Origin of the sequence: Streptomyces sp. NPDC002130, assembly GCF_040296465.1 — a bacterium.
GTDB lineage: Bacteria > Actinomycetota > Actinomycetes > Streptomycetales > Streptomycetaceae > Streptomyces.
In genome coordinates this window covers 1-5,136 of sequence record NZ_JBEOXI010000394.1, presented here as the reverse complement: position 1 = coordinate 5,136, position 5,136 = coordinate 1, and the positions used below count along the sequence as shown (strand labels likewise).

Below are 5,136 nucleotides of genomic sequence, written 5' to 3'. Positions count from 1 at the left end.
CTGGACATGAGGTGGCGCCGGCGGAATCGTTTTCATTCACCGAATCGGGTGGAACGGGTGAATGAGTTCCTTGATCATGTCCAGGAGGTCGCAGACCGCGCTCTGCCGGCATCGGATGCTCCGGGATCGGCCGGTGTGCGACGTCTGCACGTGGTCGTCTCGATGATTCGTGAGCTGGAGGAGGACTTGCGCACTCACAACGCCATCGCAGGCACGACAGTCGAGTCGGTCAGTCTGGGACAGTTCTACGTGATGACCGCGCACGGATGCGCAGCACGGCTCGCGGCGGATCTCGATGCGGAAGACACTCCGGAGCGCGATGACGAAAGACTTGCCGCACTGGATGAATTTCATGCTCTTCAAGCAGCCACCGGAATCACCGTCAATGTTCACCGGATGCCTACTTCTCCGGAAGGGATCAAGGTTCTGACGGAGTTGGTACGACGAGCTCACAGCGGCGACATGACGCCGGCGCATGTCGAGAATGTGAGTGAGGTCGGTAGATTCGGTGCACTTCTCGACTGCCCTGTCCCTGATCGCGAGCTTCGCGGGCTGGTCGAACACTTCGAACGTTTGGCGAACGAGGCGTCCGGTCCTATCGGTTCTCGGATGCCGGTGGTGCGTGCTCGAACATTGGTGACATTCTTCGATCAGTATGCGGCCAGACTGATCGGCACAGGTTCGAATACGTTGGCAGCGCCGCATGTCCTCGAACACGCAACGGTGTGTGAGTTGTCCGAGCGCGCACGCTGGCATCTCGATCGAGTAAGAAGCATCCGACGCTAGGGGTTGAACACTTCAGGATTGTTTCGGAACACGAATGCTTCTCGGACGGGGAAGTGGAGGAGAGGATTGCAGCATGGACGAGCGAGCGAGGGACGCGAAGTCAGATGTCGTGCAGACTGAACTTCCGTGCGAGTTCTGCGCCGAGCACCCGCAGTACTTTGCCGGTGACCCTGTCGGTTTCGTGCGCGCAGCGAGGTGGGCAGCGGTGGTCAAAGACTGTTGTCATGGCAACGCCCCCGTGGACTATCTACTGTGCGACGAACATTGGGCCATGATCCGTTTTCAGCAGTTGCCCGGCCAGTGCCGACGATGTGGGCGTATCGCCTACTCGGTAGCCGATATTGTCAGCACCGAGATTCCACTCGGCCGGACTGCTGAAGGCGCATGGCCGTTGGTGGGGCGTGACATCCCTGTTCCTCGATTCGCTGAATAGGTCCCGCGACAGACTTTGTGAAGGGTGAACAGCAGCGTGTTGATCATGGCGCTCGGAGAAGGTTTGACGCAGGGGCAGGCAACGATCATCGCGGCGGGGATCGCAGTGGGGGCGGCGAGCATCGCGTTCTTGGGAATCCTTGTGAAGGCCCGATCCGACAGAGCGTTGCATGAGGCCACCCTCGGTGAGGATCGTGCAGTCCAGCATCGACAGCAGGTGACCGACGCTCTCTTGTCCGCACTGGAGGCGATGAACCGGGCTGATGAGTTGGTGTCGAGTAATAACCCGACCATGGAGCGGAACTCTGATGCCTACCGTGACCGCGACAGCCGATACTACGCATGCGTTTCTGCGACGTTGAAACTGCAGATATTGGGGCTGGAGGATGCGCACTTAGCGATGTCCGAGTTTACGGGTTCGCTTGGTCTCCACTGGATTATCGCTGACAACGATGTAATTGCGCGACCGCACTGGGACACGTTCGGAAAGATCAGCGAAGCAAAGGCGTCGTTGCCGTATACGTTCAGCAGCACGCTGGCGCAGTTGGATCACCGGGCGTTGCACCCCTGAACGGGAGACCGTTTGAGGGCCGTCGAGGATCACGAAAACTGAAGCGGCTCTTGGTTTGATCAGGTTGTGAGTGCAGACTTCGTCCGTGAGGATTGGTGTGCGATCTGCACCGCCTGAACGCAGGCCGTGTCCCCTAGCTGGGTGCCGTGGCACCTAGTCAATCGGTCAGGCCGGCGGCGAAGTGATCACCACTAGACAACGAGGGCGTTGTAGGCGGCGTGGCTGGCGATCGAGGGGATCAGTGACCTTGTCCAGATGGCAAGACCGCCCCAGAGAAGTCCGGAGATCACCATGTGTGTTGCATTGGCGGCGGAGAAAGTGTCGTGCCCTATGCCGAAGTTGAAGCCGAGAAGGATCCACAGTCCGGTGACCATCATGAGTGCTGCCCATTTCGGCCAGCCGTTGCGAAAGTATCGGCGTACGAGAACGACTGCGGCGATCAGCGGTCCACGCCACCGGAATTTCTTCTGTGACGACTCCGGAGATCAGTGTGAGACCAGGGATGTGAGATGCCCAGCCCGCGGTCCACCAGGTGGATCGTTCGGCGTCCGCGGCAAGTTGTTCAGGGGATTGGTGTGTTCCTACCGTCTCGACTACGAGGTCGAGAATCGGTCCTTGCAGCAGTGCGGTGATCGCCAGGGTGGCGATGGTGACGGCGACAAGGTTCGCGACGGTTGGGGGTTGTGGGAGTACGCAGCCGATGCTGCGTGCAGCGCACCGGGCTCGGGCAAGGACGATACGAGTGTTCTTGGTAGCGACACCGAAGATCGGCCGCATGAGGGACAGGAGCAGCACAGCCCCGAATACGAATGCGACAAACAGTACGACAAAAGATGCGATGTTGCCCTCTTGAGCGGACACGACGGGTACGCCTGTCATGTAAATGAGAAATGCGCCAAGGCAGAACCCCGAGAGCGCCCGTTGAAGACCGATCGTGAAGACGGCGAACCGGTGTGGCGTTGCATACGTGTGTACGAGCTCACCGAAGGTTGTTCGGGACTTTGCGGGCACAGCGGCGGCCCTTTCCGGTTCGAGTGCATGAGTGAGCGAGTTCGGGCCCGAGTTCCCTATCTCGTGCCGCCCCCGTTTCGTCGTCCGCCGCAAGGAAACGTCACGTGTCCGCCCTGTGCAACTCGGACTCGCTGACCAGGTCATGGATCGGCGGGACGGTGGTTGGCGCTGAGTTGTCCAGGTCCGAACCTATGGTCCTCCCACATGCCGTTTGTGACGACGAGGAGTGAGCCTGATGACTGTGGAGATTGTTCGTATTCATCCGACCGAGGCGAAGAAGATGCGCAGGCTGCACCGGCACTGGTCGCCGGGTACCGACGTTCCGGCGGGGCTTGGGGGCGCAGGAACGGTGGGCATCGTCGCATCGTCGGAGTACCGGCAGCTCGGGTATGCACTGGCTTCGGCGCCTCATGGGCTGATTCGGACTGCGCGCCAGGCAGGTTGGTCTACGGAGGGTTGTGAGCAGCTTGCTGCACACGTCCGCATCGTCGACGCTCTCGTCGTCAACCCGGAGGTTCCCGACGCGGCCGTGGTCCGGGCCGCGCTGATCGAGCGGTTGATCGCCGAGCTCACCGACGATATGGCAGGCAACGGTCGCTTGTACGGATCGACGGAGGATCTTCCGGAACGGGTGCAGTTCTGGCGCGAGTTGGGGTTCGAGGTGAGAGAGCCGAATACTCCGACGACGTGGGAACATCCGGGATGCCGCACATTGCGAGACAGCGGCGAGAGCCCCGGCTTCAGGCCGTTCACCAGGACTCTGGGCGGGCCGCTGTGAACGGCGAAGGGGGCCGTTCGCACACGCTGGTTGTCGCGGACGGAACCAGACTCGCGGTCCGCGAGGTCGGATCCCGAACGGCGCCGCTGACGGTGATCTTCGTCCACGGCTTCTGCCTACACGCCGGTGCCTGGGAGCCTCAGCAACGCTATGTGAGTAGGAAGTGGAGTGGCCGGGCGAGGTTGGTGTTCTTCGATCACCGAGGTCACGGTGGCTCCGGGGGTGCGGACGCCGGCACCTACACGATCAGCCAGCTCGGACGCGACGTCGAGGAAATCATTCGGGTGGTAGCGCCCACCGGACCCGTTGTCCTCGTAGGTCATTCGATGGGCGGTATGGCGGTGTTGTCGTACCTCGCACAACACGCCGATTCGACATCTCGTGTGGTCGGCGTGGGGTTGATCTCGACCGCCTTGAGTAACGTCGCGGGCGCCGGCATCGGGCGCGCGTTGAATACCCCGGCAGTCTCACTGCTCGGCGGTGCGTGCGCGCATGCACCGAGATTGGTCGGGCGCAGCTGGAGTCTCTCGCGGCGGCTGCTGACGCCCGTCATCGGCGCGACCTGTCCCATGGCTCCGAGCTCGGGCCTGCGGGCGGCAGCGACGTCGTACGAGATGGTCCACGCGACACCGATTGCGACGGTTGCGGCATTCTTGCGGGACCTGCGTCTCTACGACGCGTCTGCCGCGGTGGGAGCGCTGGGGCGCATCCCGGTATCGATCATGTGCGGAACCAGAGATCGGGTCACTCCGATCCTGCATTCACAGCAGCTGGCTGCGCTTCTGCCCAACGCCGAACTCGTTGCCGTCGCCGGTGGCCGGCACATGGTGGGTCTGGAGCAACCGCAGGTCGTCGGAGAAGCGCTCGATCGGTTACTTGTCCGTGCGCAGACCTATCACCGGGAGCATTCACCTACAACGGATCTGGTCGGAGCGTGACGTGAGCGTAGACAGTGCAGCAACCGCAGTGCGGTCCATGATCGCCGACATCGACGTGGACCCGGAGAGCGAAGAATTCTTGTGCGCGCTCGACCGGTTGTGGGAGCAGATGCTCAGCGAGCGCGCGGCGGAGATCGTCGGGCTCAGGCGTGAGCAGACGTGGAGTGCCGACGAGCCTGGATGGGAAGGCAATTCGTCGCTCGACTACTACCCTCGGCGCGATGTGTGGCGCACGACGGTACATACCGGTCGCACCGCCGGCGGTGAGGAGGTGAAGATTCCGCTCGCTCTTCTCGCGCCAGTTCTGATCGGACTCGTCCCGGTTCTTGCCGGCGTGACTGCGCAGGCTAACCCATTCGTCGCACTACTGGTCTGCATTGGTCTCGCCGCAGGGATAGAGGCGGTGGGGTTGTGGTGGTGGACCCGCCGCGATCCACTCCGCCTGAGTGAGGAGGACAAAACCGAGATCGGCGTCGCTGTGACAGCTCTGCAGACGTTGATCTCAGCGGGCGGAGCGCATGTCGAGCTGCGGTTGGCGTTGGCGGCATCGGCACTCGTCGACGAGATCCGCACCGTTCCTGTCTGGGAAAGCGAGGATCTCGACATAGGTCGCATACGCC

General features: G+C 62.0%; 7 protein-coding genes. 6 read left to right on the top strand and 1 reads right to left on the bottom strand.

The genetic code is table 11. The annotated features are described in order from the left end of the window. The 3 genes from ABT116_RS39375 to ABT116_RS39365 all read left to right on the top strand — a co-directional run. Positions 1 to 786, top strand: a 786-nt coding sequence (locus tag ABT116_RS39375; RefSeq protein WP_351644515.1) for a hypothetical protein, incomplete at its 5' end; no start/stop codon positions are given. 73 nt (positions 787 to 859) lie between these two features. Then, positions 860 to 1,219, top strand: coding sequence for a hypothetical protein (locus ABT116_RS39370; protein WP_209923480.1), 360 nt, complete (start codon positions 860 to 862; stop codon positions 1,217 to 1,219). Between the two features lie 24 nt (positions 1,220 to 1,243). Then, positions 1,244 to 1,789 (top strand): hypothetical protein, encoded by a 546-nt coding sequence (locus ABT116_RS39365; protein WP_351644512.1) that lies wholly within the window; start codon positions 1,244 to 1,246, stop codon positions 1,787 to 1,789. Between the two features lie 191 nt (positions 1,790 to 1,980). Here ABT116_RS39365 and ABT116_RS39360 read toward each other — a convergent pair whose 3' ends face one another. Continuing rightward, positions 1,981 to 2,229 carry a CPBP family glutamic-type intramembrane protease gene (locus ABT116_RS39360; RefSeq protein ID WP_351644517.1) on the bottom strand — a complete coding sequence of 83 codons (249 nt, stop codon included), beginning with the start codon at positions 2,227 to 2,229 and terminating at the stop codon, positions 1,981 to 1,983. An 806-nt stretch (positions 2,230 to 3,035) separates the two neighbouring features. Between ABT116_RS39360 and ABT116_RS39355 the strand changes: the two genes are divergently transcribed. From ABT116_RS39355 to ABT116_RS39345, 3 genes are all read left to right on the top strand, one after another. Then, entirely contained in the window at positions 3,036 to 3,578 is a 543-nt protein-coding gene (locus tag ABT116_RS39355) for a hypothetical protein (protein WP_209923487.1), read from the top strand. Continuing rightward, on the top strand, positions 3,575 to 4,516 hold the full coding sequence (locus ABT116_RS39350; RefSeq protein ID WP_209923489.1) for an alpha/beta fold hydrolase: 942 nt from the start codon (positions 3,575 to 3,577) through the stop codon (positions 4,514 to 4,516). The genes ABT116_RS39355 and ABT116_RS39350 overlap by 4 nt, the downstream gene beginning before the upstream one ends. Positions 4,517 to 4,553: 37 nt before the next feature. Beyond that, a partial coding sequence (locus ABT116_RS39345; RefSeq protein ID WP_351644508.1) for a hypothetical protein occupies positions 4,554 to 5,136 on the top strand: 583 nt, incomplete at its 3' end.

Bases quoted from the DNA above. Each gene is read 5' to 3' on its own strand.
- ABT116_RS39370 (WP_209923480.1), top strand. From the start codon at position 860: ATGGACGAGCGAGCGAGGGACGCGAAGTCAGATGTCGTGCAGACTGAA.
- ABT116_RS39355 (WP_209923487.1), top strand. From the start codon at position 3,036: ATGACTGTGGAGATTGTTCGTATTCATCCGACCGAGGCGAAGAAGATG.